Annotated in this window: 16 protein-coding genes; all 16 read right to left on the reverse strand. The window is 39.6% G+C overall.

All coding sequences use genetic code 11. The annotated features are described in order from the left end of the window. Positions 1-83: 83 nt before the first annotated feature. Entirely contained in the window at positions 84-1,616 is a 1,533-nt protein-coding gene (locus CI949_RS08290; protein ID WP_108139307.1) for a complex I subunit 5 family protein, read from the reverse strand. A gap of 3 nt (positions 1,617-1,619) precedes the next feature. Next, a complete protein-coding gene (locus CI949_RS08295; RefSeq protein ID WP_108139305.1) occupies positions 1,620-3,155 on the reverse strand; it encodes a complex I subunit 5 family protein in 1,536 nt (511 codons plus the stop codon). Continuing rightward, positions 3,155-3,490, reverse strand: a complete 336-nt coding sequence (locus CI949_RS08300; RefSeq protein ID WP_108139303.1) for a sodium:proton antiporter — start codon at positions 3,488-3,490, stop codon at positions 3,155-3,157. Before CI949_RS08300 ends, CI949_RS08295 begins: the two co-directional genes overlap by 1 nt. Then, entirely contained in the window at positions 3,490-4,209 is a 720-nt protein-coding gene (gene mbhE / locus CI949_RS08305) for a hydrogen gas-evolving membrane-bound hydrogenase subunit E (RefSeq protein WP_290765079.1), read from the reverse strand. The genes CI949_RS08300 and mbhE overlap by 1 nt, the downstream gene beginning before the upstream one ends. 22 nt (positions 4,210-4,231) lie before the next feature. Next, complete coding sequence (locus CI949_RS08310) at positions 4,232-4,474, reverse strand: hydrogenase subunit MbhD domain-containing protein (RefSeq protein ID WP_108139299.1); 243 nt, start codon at positions 4,472-4,474, stop codon at positions 4,232-4,234. After that, positions 4,474-4,815 carry a monovalent cation/H(+) antiporter subunit G gene (gene mnhG, locus CI949_RS08315; RefSeq protein ID WP_108139297.1) on the reverse strand — a complete coding sequence of 114 codons (342 nt, stop codon included), beginning with the start codon at positions 4,813-4,815 and terminating at the stop codon, positions 4,474-4,476. Before mnhG ends, CI949_RS08310 begins: the two co-directional genes overlap by 1 nt. Further along, entirely contained in the window at positions 4,815-5,072 is a 258-nt protein-coding gene (locus tag CI949_RS08320; protein ID WP_108139295.1) for a monovalent cation/H+ antiporter complex subunit F, read from the reverse strand. The genes mnhG and CI949_RS08320 overlap by 1 nt, the downstream gene beginning before the upstream one ends. Further along, entirely contained in the window at positions 5,069-5,575 is a 507-nt protein-coding gene (locus tag CI949_RS08325) for a Na+/H+ antiporter subunit E (RefSeq protein ID WP_108139293.1), read from the reverse strand. The genes CI949_RS08320 and CI949_RS08325 overlap by 4 nt, the downstream gene beginning before the upstream one ends. 17 nt (positions 5,576-5,592) lie before the next feature. Further along, entirely contained in the window at positions 5,593-6,759 is a 1,167-nt protein-coding gene (locus tag CI949_RS08330) for an iron-containing alcohol dehydrogenase (protein ID WP_108139291.1), read from the reverse strand. A 151-nt stretch (positions 6,760-6,910) separates the two neighbouring features. After that, positions 6,911-7,945 (reverse strand): glycerophosphodiester phosphodiesterase family protein, encoded by a 1,035-nt coding sequence (locus CI949_RS08335; protein ID WP_365941445.1) that lies wholly within the window; start codon positions 7,943-7,945, stop codon positions 6,911-6,913. Further along, positions 7,942-9,843 (reverse strand): LTA synthase family protein, encoded by a 1,902-nt coding sequence (locus CI949_RS08340; RefSeq protein ID WP_290765104.1) that lies wholly within the window; start codon positions 9,841-9,843, stop codon positions 7,942-7,944. The genes CI949_RS08335 and CI949_RS08340 overlap by 4 nt, the downstream gene beginning before the upstream one ends. 190 nt (positions 9,844-10,033) lie before the next feature. Continuing rightward, positions 10,034-11,314 (reverse strand): nickel-dependent lactate racemase, encoded by a 1,281-nt coding sequence (gene larA, locus CI949_RS08345; protein ID WP_290765106.1) that lies wholly within the window; start codon positions 11,312-11,314, stop codon positions 10,034-10,036. A gap of 95 nt (positions 11,315-11,409) precedes the next feature. Then, positions 11,410-12,831, reverse strand: a complete 1,422-nt coding sequence (locus CI949_RS08350; protein WP_108139284.1) for an FAD-binding oxidoreductase — start codon at positions 12,829-12,831, stop codon at positions 11,410-11,412. Beyond that, entirely contained in the window at positions 12,831-13,829 is a 999-nt protein-coding gene (locus CI949_RS08355; protein ID WP_108139282.1) for an electron transfer flavoprotein subunit alpha/FixB family protein, read from the reverse strand. Before CI949_RS08355 ends, CI949_RS08350 begins: the two co-directional genes overlap by 1 nt. A gap of 12 nt (positions 13,830-13,841) precedes the next feature. Further along, the gene (locus CI949_RS08360) at positions 13,842-14,675 is read right to left on the reverse strand and encodes an electron transfer flavoprotein subunit beta/FixA family protein (RefSeq protein ID WP_108139280.1); all 834 of its coding nucleotides are present in this window, start codon (positions 14,673-14,675) and stop codon (positions 13,842-13,844) included. Positions 14,676-14,832: 157 nt separating this feature from the next. Next, entirely contained in the window at positions 14,833-16,503 is a 1,671-nt protein-coding gene (locus tag CI949_RS08365) for an L-lactate permease (RefSeq protein ID WP_133530450.1), read from the reverse strand. Positions 16,504-17,048: the final 545 nt, after the last annotated feature.

Consider the following 17,048-nt stretch of genomic DNA (forward strand, 5'->3'; position numbering starts at 1 on the left):
ATAACTCCTACTTCAGCCAGCAGAGGAAAATAACTATCAAATTGAAAACTCGACAGAAACTGCTGCCAGATAACAGCCATAATTTAACCTCCCAGTACTAATTCTATATATCTTTCTACATTCATTAAACTTTCGATCGACATTCTTAACGGCAGATCAAAAAATCTAAAACCAAGTCCAAAGCCAACAATAATTGCTGTATAGGCATAGGTAATAAAGCTGACAATTTTCTCCCGGTATAAAACAGATAAAAGCGGACGACTGTAAATTTCTTCTTTCAGGTCATCTTCGGTCAGCTTAACTTCTTCAAAACCCTTAGCAATATAGCGCAGGTAATAAATTACCGCTGTCAGACTGCCAAAAATCACAATAAAGGCTCCAAAATAACTGCGGGCCTCTAAAAAGGCCATCAGCACATACCATTTGCTGGCAAAGCCCAGCAGTGGCGGCATTCCAATCATACTTAAAAGCAGAGCAATAAAGGCAATAAAAACAGAGCGGTTTCTGATTCCCACTCCCTTAAAATCGCGGTAGGCATGGGAGCGGGTGTACTGCAGCAGGTAACCGCAGGCTACAAATAAGCCGGCCTTCATAAACATGTGGCTGATAATATGCAGCAGACCTCCGTAAAAACCTGCTTCAGTATTGAGCATTATTACTGCTGTGATCATTCCGATATGTCCGATACTTGAATAACCCAAAAGACGCTTAATATTATTTGACTGCAGGGCAAAGACATGCCCAAAAAATGAAGATAAAAGGGCCAGATCCAAAAGCAGCACATTTAAATTCAAAGCTTCCAGGGTTTCAAAACCAATTACAGTCCAGAAAATCCTGATAAAAATATATATATAAACTTTTGAGAGAACTCCTGATAAAACCGCAGTCACCGGTGAGGGTGCTGTATCATAACTTTTGGGCAGCCAGAATAAAAACGGAAAAATTCCCATCTTAATTAAAATCGCTGTTAGGAAAATAGCTGAAATAAAAAGCTGAATTCCGCTCTCCAGACTGGCGAAGTTCTGAGAGATATCCGCCATATTCAATGTTCCCAGATTGAAATAAATAATCAGTACACCGAGGAAAAAGAGCAGTCCTGCTAAAACATTGTAGATTAAGTATTTAATTGCAGCAGCACTGGCCTCCTGAGTCCTTTTAAAACCAATTAGAGCTCCGGAGGTAATGGTCAGCATTTCGATAAAAACATAAATATTAAACATATCGGCAGTTAAAATAGCTCCCATCGAAGCTGCGGCAATCAAAAAGTAAAGTACATAATATTTACCCTCATGGTGGCCAATATAACCTATAGAATAAATAACTATCAGAAATAGGCTTAAGGCAGTAATTACTGCAAAAACAAGACTTAAAGCATCCATGGCCAGAGTAATCCCCAGCGGTGGGTGCCAGCCCCCGAGGTAATACTGCAAAAAGAACTCACCATTTTTAAGCTGCTGAAAATTATTTATTATAATACTAATAATTAAATATGATTCCAGTAAAATTCCGAGCAGCACAAAAAAGCGCCTTAATTTCGCATTTATTAGATCAATAAAAGGAATTAAAAAGGCCGTGCCCAGAGGAACTAAAATCAATAATAAAATTCTAATATCCATTAATCAACCTCCCAGAACAAGCTCAATATATTTCTGTGGATTTAATAATTCAAAAATTGCTGTATTGACCGGGATTTCAAAAAGCTGATAACCCAGCCCGAAAAAAATAATCAGCAGAGTAAATGTATAAATCACACTTTTCATGGTATTTGTTGATTTAAAAAATGCCTTCAGTGAGATAAGCTCTTCTTTTAAAGAAGGGCTCTCCGATTTTACTGTCTCATAGGCCTGAGAAATATAACGCAGATAATAAATTAGGGCAATGATACTGCCGGCAGCCACTACAAAAGCCCCAAAAAAATGTCTGGCCTTTAAAAAGGCAAGCAGCACATACCATTTGCTGACAAAACCAATCAGGGGCGGCATACCAATAGTTCCCAGACAGACAGTAATAAAAGCAATAAAGACCAGCCTGTTTTTATGGCCAATTCCTTTTAAGTCATCTATGTGGTGAGAAAGAGTGGTCTGCAGCAGGTAGCCGCTGCTTAAAAAGAGTCCTGATTTCATCATCAGGTGGGCAATAATATGCAGCATACCTCCATAAAAAGCAGCCTCTGTATTCAGCATCAGTACAGCCAGAATCATCCCAATATGGCCGATACTTGAGTAAGCAAGCATTTTCTTTAAGTTGTCAGCCTGGAGCGCAAAAACATGGCCGATTAAACTGGAGACCAAAGCCAGATCCAGCACAAAAGCACTCAAATGCAGCTCAACTAAGAAATCAAAGGCAATCATGGTCCAGAATAAACGCATAAATATGTAAAGATAAACTTTTAAGAGCACCCCGGAAAGCAGAGCACTGATTGGAGCCGGACAGGCACTGTGAGCCCGCGGCAGCCAGAAATGAATGGGGAAAATCCCGAGTTTAATAAGTAGAGCCAGCAGAAAGAAAATAATAATTGTCAGCTGCATCGGAGTTGAGATTAAAGCAAAAGATTCAGCCACTGCTGCCATTTTTAAGGTTCCCAGGTTAAAGTAGATTAAGATAATCGAAATAAAGAAAAATACTCCCCCGGTAATTCCATAAAATAAATACTGCATTGCTGCCCTTGTTGTTTCCTCAGTTTTCTTAAAAGAAATTAGAGGAGTTGTAAAAATAGTAATTGCTTCAATAAATAGATAAAGGGTAAAAAGATCAGCAGTCAGGATAGTTCCCTGAATTGAGGCCAGGACCAGAAAAAAGAGGCCAAAATACCTGTTCTCTTTATCCTTAATATACTGGGTTGAAAAGATAACAATTAAAAACACAGCTCCAGTCACTATTAGAGAAAAAAGCAGGCTCAAATTGTCCATCGCAAAATTAATTACAAAAGGAGTATCCTGATAGCCGATAGTGTACTGCAGAAAAAAATTGGAATTTTTGACCTGATCAAAATTATAAATAAAGAGCGAGACTATTAAGTAAAGTTCAGCTCCAGCCCCAGAAACTGCTAAAAAATTGCGGACCCGCTGATTGAAGTCCCGGCTGAAATACATCAGCACTGCAGTCAGAGCAGGCAGGGTGATTAATAAAATTAATTCGATATTCATCCAGCTCATCAGTCATTCAACCCCTCTAATTGATCCCGGTCGATTGTCCCACTAAATTTATTTAACTCAATAATTAAGGTTAAAAGCAGAGCTGCTGTACTGGCGCCAATAACTATTCCAGTTAGGGTTAAAGCCTGGGGTACAGGATCATTGAACTTTGTCACTTCTTCGCCCATTTTATGAATAGCGACTTCGCCACCAATATCCGAAAAAGCAATAACCCAGAAAAAAACAGCTGCCTCCATTAAATTTAAACCGATTACATTTTTAATTAAATTTGTTTTCATGATCAGAGCATAAAAGCCCAGCATAAAGAGGATAATAAATATTAAATTATTAAACATTAAAAATCCTCCTCAAAAGTTTTTTGAATCATACTGTAAAAAATTATCGCCAGTCCCGCCCCCACTTTAAAACCAACACCAATATTGATATAGGGAATACTGCCGGCAGAAATTAGAGTCCCAGTTTCTGCAGTTAAAAAGCCTAAGTTCTGTAAAAAGGCACCTTCCATTAAAATTCCGGCCAGTCCGAGTCCCAGAAAGGTCAGCGCCCCACCAGTCTCAAAAAGAGTTTTAGTTTGAGGACTGTAACGGCGGTAATCAAAGGCACTACCATAGACAATACTAAAAATAATTGAAATTGCAGCCAGAATTACTCCCCCCTGAAAACCTCCACCTGGAGTCAGGTGGCCGTGGGTAATTACATAAAAGCCAAAAAGAGCGATAAAGGGAGTCATAATCCCCAGGGTTCTTTTGACAATAAAAGAAAGTCCCTTAGAAGAAACAGGCAGCATCTTACGGGATAAAATAAGAACAATCCCACTGACTGCTCCAAAGATAACAGTACTCTCCCCCAGCGAGTCAAAGGCCCGGTAATCATAAAGCACAGCAGTGATTAGATTAAGTGAACCTGTATCATTAAGCCCGGATTTGATAATATAATTAGAAAGCCCCTCATTTAAGCCCTGATATTCGGGCATCAGCGAAAAATTTTGATATAAAGCAAAGGCAACTCCGGTCAGCACTACTGAAATCATTATTTTTTTCATCAATTTATTCAAAATTTACACCTCCGGCTGAGTTTCAGTCGGAATCTCCGTGTCTTATCTGACTGATTGCACTCATAAAAATTGCTGTATTTAAACCAGCACCAATCACAGCTTCTGCCAGAGCAACATCGGCAGCCTTATGCAGCAGATATAATGCTGTTAAAACTAAAGAAAATATAGAGAGAAAAATTATAGAAATCAGTTCTTCATCAAAATAAACAGCCATCAGTGCCGAAAAGACTAAAAATATGACCAGAATAATCTCCAGCACAGCCATTAAGCATCTCTCCCTAAATAATCAGAATAAGCATCAATCTCATATTCTTCCGGCAGGGCAATCTGGCGCTTATAAGAAGCCCGGGCAATGGCATGGGTGGCCATCGGATTAGAAAAAAGAAAAAAGATTCCGATTAAAACTATCTTTGCACTCAAAAAGAGATCCCAGACATAAATTGCAGTTCCCATAGTTACCAGTACCGCAGAAATAGTCAGCACCACCGCCCCGGCATGAATTCTGGTATAGACATCAGGAAATCTGAGCAGACCTAAAACTGTAACAATAGCAAAGGCGGAGCCGGTTATCATTAAAAAGTAGGAAATAATTAATCTTAGAGTCATTATTTATACAGCTCCCCGTGTTCAAAGTATTTAGCATAAATCAACATATCAATAAAAAGCAGGACTGCATAGGCAAGTACTATATCGACCAGCAGTGCTAAGTCATATTCTAAAGCAATCATCAGCATCACCAGTGACATAAAAATCCCTATTGTATCAGCGCCAATCAGCCTGTCAGTAATTGTAGGCCCGATCACCACCCGGTAAGATACAATAATTGAAAGTATAGTGAAAAAAATAGCAAGTCCCATAATCATCTAAAGATCACTCCTACCCAGCGCTCAAAACGAGCAATTATTTTCTTTTTCAACTCGGCCTCTTCCACTGTTTCCACGTCAATCCAGTGGATATAATAGGCCTTTTCGCTTCTATCATAGTCGAGAGTTAATGTTCCTGGAGTCAGTGTAATGAGATTGGCCAGCAGACTCAAACCAGTGATATCAGTAAGTTCAGTCTTAACTTTAACAATTCCAGGATTAAAGGAAGGATTTTTTTCAAAAACATGTTTGGAAACTTTTAAAGCAGCTGTTATCGCTTCATAAAAAAATACAGGAATAAACAATAATAAAAGTGCCAGCTTACGCAGATAGTGATACCAGGGAAGTTTACGGTGAACTTCCCTGAATAACATATCACTAAAAAATAGTGTTACCAGAAGTGAAGCTGCACTGCCTATTATTAAAACATCTACCGTTATTTTTCCTGCAAAGATAAACCAGACAATTAATAAAAAGATAAAGGCAGAAAATTTCTGCAGCATTTAGGCACCTCCAGCCATTATTTTAGTGCACTCTTATATATATTTAAGACATCTTCTGTATCTAAATTGACAAAGTTACCGATCGGTCCATTTTCAGTTGCTTTCTGTGCCATTTCTTCCAGTCTGTCGGCTGGAATATCAAGTTCCTCCAGAGTAACCGGCATTCCAATCGAGCTAAAGAATTCTTTTGTCCTTTTAATTCCCTGGCGGGCTGTCCATTCTAAATCCTTAAAGTCAGGATCTACACCCCAGACTCTGACGGCAAACTGAGCAAAACGCTCTAAATCATGCTGATAAACATAGTTCATCCAGGCCGGGAAAACAACTGCCAGACCGGCACCGTGAGCAACATCGTAAATACCGCTCAGCTCATGCTCAATCCCGTGGGAGGACCAGTCTTCTTCTCTACCGGTTCCCAGTAAATTGTTGTGGGCAATTGTTCCAGTCCACATAACTTCAGCTCTGGCCGCATAATCTTCGTTATCCTCAAGTACAACCGGGACATTCTTAATAATTGTTTTTAAAGCCTGTTCTGATAATCTATCGGTCAATTCTACATTTTCTGTATTGGTAAAGTATCTCTCCATTATGTGAGCCATAATATCTACTGCACCACAGGCAGTCTGATAATTTGGGAGAGTAAAGGTAATCTCAGGGTTCATAATTGCAAACTGAGGTCTGATTAGCTCAGAGCCAATATCTCTTTTGTACATTCCCTCCATTTTTGTAACTACAGCACTGTCACTGGATTCACTTCCGGCAGCAGGAATAGTTAAAACTACCCCAATTGGCAGCGCCTCTGTAATTTCGGCCTCTCTGGTAAAGAAATCCCAGACATCTCCATCATAAAAATAACCAACGGAAATTGCCTTGGCTGAATCAATTACACTTCCTCCACCAACTGCCAGGATAAAGTCTACATTTTCCTCCTGAGCCAGTTCAATTCCTTCTTTAACTAGTGAAAGTTTTGGGTTAGGCTCAACTCCACCCAGTTCAACATATTCAACCCCTGCTTTTTCCAGAGATTTAACTACTTTATCATAAGTTCCATACTTTTTGATACTGCCGCCACCGTAGTGCAGCAGCACCTTAGATCCGTGTTTGGCTGTATATTCACCGACTTCTTCTTCAGTACCCTTACCAAAAACTATCTTAGTTGTGTTCTGAAAAGTAAAATTCTGCATAAATTGACCCTCCTAATTTTAGAATAAATAAAATTCATTATTCAGCTTTAACAAATTGCTAAAATTTACTTTGAAAATGTTTTCAAATTATAAATATCGATTATTTAAATTATATCATAAACTTTTTAGATAATTCCATTAAATATGGAAATTAATTATTATTTTTTTCCTCATTAGAGTCCTGCTCACTTTCTTGCTCATCATTTTCGAGGATTTCATCACCAAACTCACCCACATTTTCCCCAAATTCCTGAACTCTGTCATAAAAATTGGCCAGCATTTCAGGTCGATCTGTAATATAGCCATCAGCGCTGAACCAGGAAAATATCTTCAACTGCCAGGAACGGTTAATCACATAGGGAAAAACAAATAAGCCTCTTTTGTGAGCAGCCCCTATATACCAGGGAAAACTAACATGACCCTTGGGACCAATGCCGTCGGCAACTTCTTCTGTTATATCAAGCCAGCCCTGCCAGCGCCTGGGCGAAACAAAATTCCTCCTGGTCAAAAGTATCCGCGGTGAATCAGGCCGCAGTTCTGAGAGCCTTTTTAGACTTGCCGGTGAAAAGGACAGAAAAAGTACCCTGGGAGGCTCAGACTCTTTTTCATCAATCTTCTGCTCTTCCAGTTGATTAACAATTTCTTCTTCAATTCCCTCATACAGATAGGGACTCTTTAATTCCAGGGCCAGTCCAATCCCTGTATTAACAGGATCAACAAATTCTAATACCTCCTGCAGGGTCATAATAGTTAGTTCACTGAAGGAATCTTTAGCCCGCTCAGAATAACTTATATTAAACCAGGCTCCATAATTTAACTGTCTCAATTCCGCCAGGGTGAAATTCTGCAGCTCATAGCTCTTTTTTTCCGGAAATACCTGACTGGCATCAGTCAGCCGCAGAAGATTGGTATCGTGAAATATAACCAGTTCTCCGTCTTTGGTCCGCTGAACATCAAGTTCAATATAATCAACACCGCTCTCCAGAGCCATTTTGACAGCAGGAAGAGTGGACTCAGGAGCATTATATGATGCACCTCTGTGAGCTACCAGAACCGGGTAGTCAAAATTATATTTTTTGATAATTTCTTTACCCAGGCGGGAAGGTCGAATTAAATAATAGAATTCAAAATATATTACTGCAAATATTAAAATTAATGCGGTAATTATTATAAAATATTTAATTATTCCACCTCCCTGAAAATTTCTCCCTGATTGATAATAAAGAGATCACGCATATAATTTATTATTTCAGTCAGTTCCTCAATCTTCTGCTCTGAGAATTTCAGTTCCTTCTCCTGATCGGTTAGGTGTCCAACTTTAATCAGCTCATCCAGTTCTTTAATAAAAAGCTGGCCATCCTTTAAAACATGAGGTGTCTCATGCAGAAATAAAATTGGATCATTCTGCTCCAGAAATAGCGACCTACCCACAAACTGCTCGGGAAGTTCTTTAAAGCCTAGTAAATCTAAAACCGTAGGCGCTATATCTGTAGTTGTTCCCTCCCGCTCAAAACTTTTATTCTCCAGCTGCGGGTGTTTGATAAATAAAGGAATGTGATAGGGAATTTTTACATTGCGCCAGAGAGTAAAATCTCGGCCTGATTCATATTCCATCGTCTTAATTTCAGATTCATGGTCAGAATAAATGACAAGCAGTGTATTCTCCATCACCCCGGCTGCTTCCAGTTTAGAAACGAAATTTCCAAGTGAGCTGTCCAGAAAGTTAATAGACTTAAAATAGTTATGGACAAGATTATTATTGACTTCAGCAAAATCTTCTACAGCTGTTTTGGGGTAAAAATTAAAAGGAGTATGGCTGGTCAGCGAAATTAAATAGGCAAAAAACGGCTCTTCCCGCTGGTCAGCTTCCTTAATTATTTCTGCTGCTGAGTTGAAAAAGTCATAATCATTTATCCCGAGGCCTCTATCTTCAGGCACCGGATAAATTTCCTCTTTAAATGCCCGCTGGCTGTAAAAATGATCAAAGCCAAGATCAGGATAGGCCTCCGCGCGATTAAAAAAGTTGCGGTCATTATTATGAAATGCCAGGGTCTGATAATTTTTTTCTTTTAAAAGCAGGGGCAGTGATTGAAATTCACCCAGATCTATGTCTCTAAAAACATAACTTCGGTTAACCGGATATAAAGAAGTCAGAGTTGATAAATCTGCATCAAAGCTCCCATTTACCTTCTGGGCATAAAAATTTTCAAAATAATAACTCTGCTCCTTAAGCTGATTTAGAAATGGGGTAACTTCTTTTCCCTGCTCACGGTAATCAATAATTGCTGCATCAAGTGATTCCACCTGAATTAAAATTACATTAGTATTTTGGGGCAGAGATTTAATCCCGCTGAGCTGAGTCTGCTTCCTGTAATAAGGAACATTTTTTAGCTCAGGGCGCGGTTTCTCCTCTTCCCGGGTAAAATAACTGTAAGCTTCGATTGTATAAAGAGGTAAAATCCCATAAACAGAAGCGAGATAGGATGTTCCAGACTGATAGAGCTCACTTGGACTTTCTCCCCCCATAATATAGCTGCCCGCCACAACCTGAACTAATAAAAGCACAAAAATTAGAGCAAAAGCTGTTGTGTTTTTGAGCGGCAGCCGGGAAAGAGATCTCTTCCAGAAACCCCAGTCATAGGTTAATCGCAAATCAGGAAGTGAATTAAATCCCCACAGTCCAAGCAGTGCCATATCTAAAATAATAACAATATCTCTAAATCTAAAGATCTGAGTAAATAAGACCTGGTACATCGAAAAGTCTCCGGTTCCCTCACCAGAAAAAATATCGCTGACACTCAAAAAGTTGCCAAAATACTGATTATACCAGTAGTTAGCTATAAAGAAAAAACTGAAGAAAAAGAGCATGAAAAACAACCTCTGTCTTATCTTTTTAGAAATAAGCAGAGGTTCAATAAATTTTAAATAAAAAATTGCAAAAAATAAGTTGCGGATGATTAAAGCTGTCAGAGATGGAGCATAAAATATCTGCAGCATTAAATAATTATATTTTATAATAAAGCTGAAAAAAAGAATCAGAGAAAAGTATCTGAGACGCCTCTCCAGTTCAAAGTTACTTAACAATTAAAGTCCTCCTGAATGTTAAAGTTATCTTAACCTCTATTCGCTTTAATCATATCAGAAATTTAAGTTTATGAAAAGTAATTTTTTAACACCAATATATTTGGACCTGGTTATAGTGATAAAAAGAACAATGTAATAAATTAAAATTAAACCAGACAGCAATTTTAAAACTGTCTGGTAATTGTTAGCTTCACTGTCTTACTATTACTGAAACACCATCGGGAATTGCTGTTATTGTCGGACTTTCTGCTTTAAGCATTCCTTCAGCTTTTTTAACTGCCGCTTTTAGATCCTGAGCCCAGTCCATTCCCATATCCTCTACTATCTGTCTCTGGGTAGGGTCAGTAATCATAATTACCTTAAATTTGAGCATAATACGGGCCAGAATCTGAGTCTCCCACTGATCAGGAACTGTCTCCTTGCGGCCGCGGGCTAAAATATCGTCCATAATTTCCTGAACACTATCTGTATCGCGGAAAGTCTGATAAAATTCCTCTCCACCGTGCCCATCAGAACACTCAGCAGCAATAATGATTACTCCACCTTCTTTACAGGTAGCCTCAGCTGCTGTCATCCCCTTAACTGCCTGATAAATATTTTGATCAAGTGGATATCCTCCATTGGTAGTCACAACAATATCCGCCGGTTTAGCGTCAACTCCAGCCAGCGAATCAACAAATTCTGTACCTTTTAAATGAGCTTTTTCGCGGTGACCGGCAAAAGCATTGATCACTTTTTTCTCCGCGTCAATAACTACATTTAAAATAAAAGCCAGGCCGGCTGCCTTGGCTGCATAGAGCATATCTTTATGCATTGGGTTGCCCTCTAAATTACCTGTTCTGGCATTGGGGCTGTCGATAAATTCTGCACAGTGGTTTGCTAAAACTGTAGTTTTACTTGCCACCCCGGGCAGCACACTCTTGCGCCCACCGGAAAAACCGGCAAAAAAGTGCGGCTCAATAAAACCTTCTGCTACTAAAAGGTCAGCCTCAACTGCAGTTTTATTTAAGAGCATATCTCCACCGGATGGAAGTTGACCCAGATTAACCATCTGTTCTTCATCCCGGCTGTCGTGCATTTCGATATTAACACTGTCAACTATTTCGTCCCCGTATTTGTCTCTCAGTTCTTCATCTGTTGAAGCCCGGTGGAAGCCGGTTGCTACTAAAATTGTGATTTCGGCCTCAGGTGCAGTTTTTCTAATTTCTTCTAAAAGAATGGGCATTGTAATATGGCTGGGGACCGGTCGGGTGTGGTCACTGGAGATAATTACAATCTCTTTTTTACCCCGGGCCAGCTCTGAAAGCTTTTTGCTGGCAATAGGATTCTCCATCGCTTCTTTGACAATTTCTGTTTCAGATTTTTCTGCCTCAAATTTATGAGCCTGAGATAAAAGGACTCCTCTGAGCCTCTCCTCTTCTACCTCAAGTTCTAACTCCTTTCTACCGAAAGGAAATTTAATCTGCTTCATTTAAAATTCACTTCCTTTTTAAGTGGTACCGTAATTATTTGTACCGGGTACAAAAACGTATTATTGTACCCGGTACAAGTGAAATTTATCTTAAACTAATCAACCATGTCAAAAATCTTACCTGGGTTCATAATGTTGTTCGGGTCAAAGGCCTTTTTGATGCCGCGCATTAAGTTGAGTTCAGCCGGGCTCATCATCATTTCCATATACTTTTTACGCTTGGAGCCGATTCCGTGCTCTCCACTTAAAGTACCGCCGAGATCTCTGGTCGCTTCGTATAATTCTACTAAAGCCTCTTCTTCAATTTTATACCATTCTTCCATTGAATGGTCAGGGTTTTTAACCAGGGTAGCATGTAAGTTACCATCACCAGCATGACCATAGCAGGGAATCTGAATATCATATTTTTTAGAAATCTGATCAAGATAGGGCATTAGTTTAGGTATATTGGCAGTCGGCACCACAATATCCTCTAAACTCTGATGAGGACTGACAACTTTGAAAGCCTCAGCAATATTCCGGCGCACACTCCAGATCCGCTCACGAGTTGTGTGGTTATCTGCCACATAAACTTCGATTGCATCATTGTCCAAACAGAGCTCACCGATTATCTCACTGTCACTATTAACCACATCTTCTTTAATCCCGTCAACCTCTATTAAAAGCATAGCACCTGCGTCCTGATAGGGCAAATGCTCATTTAAATAGTCACAGGAAGTCTTAACAGAAAGTTTATCCATAAATTCAATACTGGTTGGAATAATTCCACCTTCTGTCATAATTTTAGGTACTGTAGAAATAGCTGTTTCCTCATCTTTAAAGAGGGCTAAAAGTCCAACCCGCTGAGTTGGCTTAGGCATTAACTTAATAGTCGCTTTAGTTACAATCCCCAAAGTACCCTCTGAGCCAACAATCAGCTGTTTAATATCATAACCGGTTACATCCTTAACCCGCTTGCCGCCAAGCTGAACAATATCTCCAGTTGGAGTTACAAGCTCCAGCCCCATTATATAGCGGCCGGTAACACCATATTTTACAGCTTTACCTCCACCGGCATTTTCGGCAATATTACCACCGAGATAACAGGTTTCCACACTCATTGGATAACCGGCAAAAAAGAGGCCGCTCTCCTCGAGCATTTCATTAACACTGTTCATTACTACACCGGGTTCTAGAACCATCATCAGGTTATCATAGTCAATTTCTATAACTTCATCCATATTTTCTACTGAAACTACAATTCCACCGTGCTCTGGAATCGCTCCCCCGGAAAGTCCACTGCGCGCACCAGATGGAGTTACCGGAATCAGTTCTCTATTGGCAAGCTTCATTACTGCTGCAATTTCTTCGGCAGTATTTGGAGTCAGTACAACTTCCGGCATATGAGCATACTGCTCAGCCGGTGTTTCATCGTGAGAATATGCTTCTATTTTTTCTTCATCAGTTAGGACATTTTTCTCGCCCACAATTTCTCTTAGTTCTGCTAAGATTTCCTCAGTTACAGGATTATATTTCATTATTTTACCTCCTCAGCCAGCTGCTTGTTCAGTTCAGGTACAATTTCAAATAAATCGCCTACAATACCGAAGTCTGAGACCATAAAGATATCTGCATCAGGGTCTTCGTTAATTGCAATAATATTTTCCGAGGTCTTCATTCCGGCTAAGTGCTGAATTGCTCCCGAAATACCAATCGCAAAGTAGAGTTTAGGGGTAACTGTTTTACCACTTAAACCTACCTGATAGGGGTAGCTGATCCAGTCTCTATCAACTGCATCACGGGAAGCCCCAACAGCGCCGTCAAAGTAGCCGGCAAGCTCTCTGATCATGGCAAAGTTTTCACCTTTTTTCATTCCCTTACCTCCAGCTGCAATTACATCTGCATCCTGGATGTTAACCGCATCTCCTTCATTTTTGCGGAAGCCGAGCTTTTTAACTCTGCCGTCGAGGAGTGAACTGTCAAGCTTAAGATGGACTATCTCACCGGTGCGGCTTTCGTCTTTTTCGGCCGGTTTGGTTGAATGAGGTCTAACTGTTGCCATCTGTGGTCTGTGGTTTGGTGATTTAATTGTAGCTAAAATATTTCCACCGATAGCAGGTCTGGTCTGCAGTAAGTTGCCTGTGTCTTCTTCGATATCTAATTCTGTACAGTCAGCAGTTAGGCCGGCATTAGTTTTAATCGCTATATAGGGCATAACTGTTCTACCCATTGAGGTTGCTGCTGCCAGAATAATCTCCGGCTTGTATTCTTTAATTAAATCTTCGATCACATTACTGTAATTTTCAGCAATAAAATCTTTTAGAGCAGGAGCGTTCATTAAATAGACCTTATCGGCTCCACTTTTAATCAATTCTTCTGCCTGCTCATCTGTAATTCCGTCTCCAATGACTAATGAAACCAGCTCTTCGTCCAATTTATCTGCTAATTTGCGTCCTCTGCTTAATAACTCAAATGATACTTCTTTAATTTCTCCGTCTCTTGCTTCTCCAAGAGTCCATACACCATTATACTCCATTTATATAACCTCCTATACCAATTCTTTTGATTTTAAGTAGTCAATTAATTTAGCTACAGCTGCTTCTACATTGCCGTCTTCTCTGACATCGATAACTGTTCCACCTCTGGTAACTTTAGGGTGATCGATGTTGACCACTCTGGTCGGTGAACCCTGCAGTCCGAGGTAGTCTTCATCCAGATCAAGGTTTCCTAAATTCCACTGCGGAATTTCAATTTTGCGTGAGCGCTGCTTTCCTCTTAAAGTAGGCAGGCGCGGGAAAGAAATTTCTTTAACAACTGTCAGTAAAGCAGGCAGCGGCAGCTGAAGCTTTTCGTAGCCGTCTTCTACCATTCTCTCAACAATAATTGAATCCTGTTCAGTGGTGGTGTAATCAACTTCTTCGTCAACTAAATTAACATCGACTACCTTTGAGGTATAGGTCGAAAGGGTGAGGTCAAGCCAGGATGCTATACCGGGACCAACCTGTCCGGTATCACCATCTGTTGCTCTTTCTCCGGCCAGTATTAAATCGTAATCTCCAATCTCCTTGATAGCTTCCGATAAGGCGTAGGAGGTGGCCCAGGTGTCTGAACCGGCAAACTCTCTCCCGGAAAGTAAAATACCATCATCACAGCCCATCGCAATTGCTTCTTTTAAGGCTTTATCAGCACTTGGAGGACCCATTGTAATCACCGTAATTTTACCACCATATTCTTCTTTTAACTGAATACCTGTTTCAATTGCATAAAGGTCGAGCGGATTAATAATACTTTCTACCCCGTCGCGTTTCATTGTTCCTGTCTCTTCATCCATTTTTACATTACTTGTTTCTGGAACCTGTTTAATTGGAATAACTATATTCAATTTCTTTACCTCCCTGTAAAACTTTGATTTTGGTTTGATGGTCAGACCGTCTCTATTAGATCAATAAAAAATCATCTAAAAAATTTGAAATTGCGCAAAATTAAAATTTATCACACTACTGAAGAGTCAGTGACCCTCCAGCAGTGCTTTATTTTAGCTAAAATATACCCGGCATAAAGAAGATTGTGATTATCCAGGCTAAGGCCCCGGCAATTAAACCATAGAATAGTGCAACCGGTAAGTTTTTCCGGATAATAAGTCCCTCTTTTCCAACAAGACCAACTGTAGTCGCAGCTGCCACCACGTTGTGAATACAGATCATATTACCTGCCGCTCCACCAAGTGCCTGGAGAGCAAGTGTAGGGGTAACTGCTGTTCCCGAAGCCACTGCTGTTCCATACTGAAATGGACCAAACATAATATCAGAAGTTGTATTACTTCCTGAAATAAAGGCTCCTAAAATACCAACTAGGGGAGCTACCAGATACCAGATTGAGCCCAGAGTTGCTGCGGCAAATTCTGCCATCACCAGTAACATTGACTGTTCACCAGTTGCTCCACCGGAATTCATCATAATATAAACCATGCCTAATGCAAAGAATAAAGCGATTGCAGCCGGCTGAATCATCTTAAATGTTTCCTTCCAGGCTTCTTTAGTCTTGTTGCTGTCCAGTCCGTGTAAAGTTGGAATTAAGAGAGCAACAAAGATAAAGGGAAAGACTCCTGGATTATATAAAGGCTGAATTACTTTGCCAATACCTGTACCAAAAATATTTGTCCAGCCGATTGACCACTGTCTGAGTAGTGGAGTTAGGTTGAAAATTTCCAGGCGACCAACTAATAAAATCAGGCCGATTAAAGCATATGGTAACCAGGCTTTAAATGTACCTACTTCTTTTTGCGCTGCATCTACATCCTGCTCACCTGCTTTAATTTCACCCTCCCATTCTTCATGCCACTTGTCGTGGGAAGGGAAATCCCATTTTTCTTTTGGTACCAGAAAGCCTTTGGAAACCGCAAAGATAAAGACAGGCAGTGCTATTAAAGCTCCCAATAAAGAAGGAAGTTCTGGACCAACAAAATAAGCGATTCCGAATTCAAAGACTGTAAATACAAAGCCGCCAAATAAAGCTAAAGGTAAAACTTCAAAACCCTTTTTAAAAGATCCATCGACGATTTTGGTCATCAGTAAAACAATAACTAACGGTATAAAAGAACCAACTAAGAAATGTAAGAGTCCTGTAAAAGCACCGATATTGTGTAAAAACTGTGAAAATTCAATACTTACTCCCATTGACTGAACTGGAAATTCAATGATATTCTCTAAAGCTGCAAAGCCACCCCAGATAGGAACTCCAACCGCTCCAAAAGAAACAGCGGCACTATCTGCAATTAAAGCAGAAGTTGCTGCAATTAAAGGTGGAAAACCCATCCCAACTAATAACGGAGCTGCTACTGCTGCAGGTGTTCCAAAACCTGCTGCTCCTTCAAAAAATGAGCCCATTAACCAGGCAATAATTATTACCTGTACTCTTCTATCGACTGAAATTGAAGTCATAGAATGAGAAATGCCATATACTCCTCCACTTTTTTTCATTAACTGTAAAATAAGTAGAGCCCCAAAAACTATAAGTAAAATATCAAATGCATTGATTACTCCCCCAATTGTTGCCGCAGATAACCATTTAACAGGCATTCCCCAGCCCACGCCAGCAATAATTAAAGCACTGAGCCAGCCAAAGGGCATTGCCTTACTTGCAGGCCACATGTAACCAATCATTAAAATCCCAACAATAATAATAGGTAAAGCAGCTAAAAGTGCTAACATAAATTCCTCCTTATAATATTTGTCTATTTAAAATTTTCACCCCATATCAAAGAAGGATAACTAATAGAAATTGTCAACTACACGAATTTTCTCCACCTCCAAACTCCCCAAATAAATGATTATTTGATGGTCAGACCATCAGTACTCTATTATATTATTTCAACACTCAGAACATTATCCCTGCCTCTATTTCGGACTTTTTTTAATTGTCTGATAAGTAAAAAATTCACAACCATGGGCGCGCCTGCAGATAGGAGTTGACACTATTCTAAATTGTCATAACAATTGAAATAGTTTGCAAAGAAGAGTTAAAGATTGATTATTATATTCTTAGTGAGTTAATATTATCTCACAGTCTTTAAATTTCCTCACAGGCCTTAAATCATAATTTTATTTTTCTAAATTTAGCAAATTGAGCTGATTAAATCTATTATTTCACATTTAACGAATCGAGTAGGAGGGAAATAATTAATTTATTTCCCGACCTCTCACACCACCACAGCTTACCGTTCGGTACTGGGCGGTTCATTAAGATTTAATTACTT

It is taken from the genome of Halanaerobium sp., from assembly GCF_003070835.1.